The 1,714-nt window shown below is 42.9% G+C and carries 1 protein-coding gene; it reads left to right on the plus strand.

Annotation, left to right across the window (positions count from 1 at the left end; all coding sequences use genetic code 11):
- Positions 1-54: 54 nt before the first annotated feature.
- A complete protein-coding gene (locus AN618_RS12310; RefSeq protein WP_222926523.1) occupies positions 55-1,413 on the plus strand; it encodes an ISNCY family transposase in 1,359 nt (452 codons plus the stop codon).
- Positions 1,414-1,714: the final 301 nt, after the last annotated feature.

Here is a 1,714-nt window from a genome sequence, read left to right on the forward strand (position 1 = left end):
TGTGGTTATTTTATGATAATGTCACCTTGTAGACTATCGTGATAAAATGTCACTATGAGGAATGAGGTGCGTTATCTAATGTCACAAGAACAACTAAAAAGGTACACCGTTATTCAAAAGACTCTTGAAGGTACTATAACAGTAAAGGAGGCGGCGGAAGTTTTAGACCTGAGTGCGCGCCAGGTAATACGCCTGAGAAAAGGAGTGAAGGAAAACGGAGCCGCGGCACTTATTCATAAAAATCAAGGTCGTAAACCCGCCAACACCATCTCTGATGAACTTAAACAAAAAATCATTAACCTAAAAATGTCCGACATTTACAAGGATGCCAATTTTAAACATTTTCAGGAGCTTCTCGAAAGGATCGAAAACATAAAATTAAGTTATTCTGCTCTTTATGGTATCCTCACCGGCGCCGGTATCAAAAGCCCTAAAAAGAAAAGGCGTTTTAAACCTCATCGGCGCCGTAAGAGAAAACCTCAAATGGGTCTTTTAATTCAGATGGACGGTACGCCGTTTGATTGGCTCGGTGACGGTAATAAGTATACCCTCCACGGTGCTATAGATGATGCCACAGGTAATATCGTCGGCCTTTATTTAACTAAAAATGAATGCCTCCACGGATATTTTGAAACTATCCGATATATGATTTTAAATTTTGGTATACCAGTCAGTATTTATAGCGATGCCCACGCTATTTTCCTTTCTACTAAGGCTGGCAAGCTCACCATCGAAGAGCAGTTGGAAGGCAAGGTTTGCAATGATACTCAGTTTCAGAGAGCCATGAAGGAGCTCGGTGTTACTACAATTACCGCAAGATCACCTCAGGCTAAGGGTCGTGTAGAGCGCCTTTGGAATACCCTGCAGTCCCGTCTACCTGTGGAGTTTAAGATTGCAGGGATAAAAACTATCGATGAGGCTAATGAATTCTTAAAAAGCTATATACCAATGTTCAACAGGATATTTTCCGTGGAGCCTCAGGAGGCCGAGTCCGCTTTCCGCCCCCTCGCTGCAGGTCTTGATCTCGACTGTGTCCTTTGCATAAAGCAAAAAAGAAAGGTCGATAATGGCGGCGTGTTCTCTTTCTACGGAAAACAGTTCAAAGTTATCCAAAAAGAAAACCAGCCTTCCATTCCGACCCGCGCAACTGTTAATGTATTCATTAGTAGTATAACAGGTGTGCGGGTGGAATACAATGGGAGAATTTATGAAACTGTGCCGTTTGTTAAGCCAAAAAAGTCTGCTGTTGCTGATGACCCTAAGGAAACGAAATCGCCTTACAGGCCGCCTGATTCTCACTACTACAAATATGGCCAGAATCTCTTTAAGCCCGTTACTTTCGAGGAAAGTGATCGGGAGATTCTTGAGATGCTTCAAGAAATCTTCCTTGGTAAATACAGAAAACTTGCCTGATTTTTACAAAGTTTGTTTTATCTTCATTTATCTGTATGCTGTCAAGGCACCGTGGAATAAATGGGAGGGGCCCGCCTTTGGCGGGAGGGTTCCCGTTTATGCCGCGAAAGGCCTTGACAGCATTTGGAGAGGTATCCTTTTGCCTTTAGGGGCAGTTTAAGACTGCCCCTCTGCCTTCCGGCGAGGATGGGGGTTTGGGGGCAAAGCCCCCATATTTTTGATTCTTTAAGGTGACATTTTCATACGATATTTAACCGCATTTTTGCCCATTTTTAGGTGACATTTTTAAAAGATATTGACA

Origin of the sequence: Fervidicola ferrireducens (assembly GCF_001562425.1) — a bacterium.
Lineage (GTDB): Bacteria > Bacillota > Thermosediminibacteria > Thermosediminibacterales > Thermosediminibacteraceae > Fervidicola > Fervidicola ferrireducens.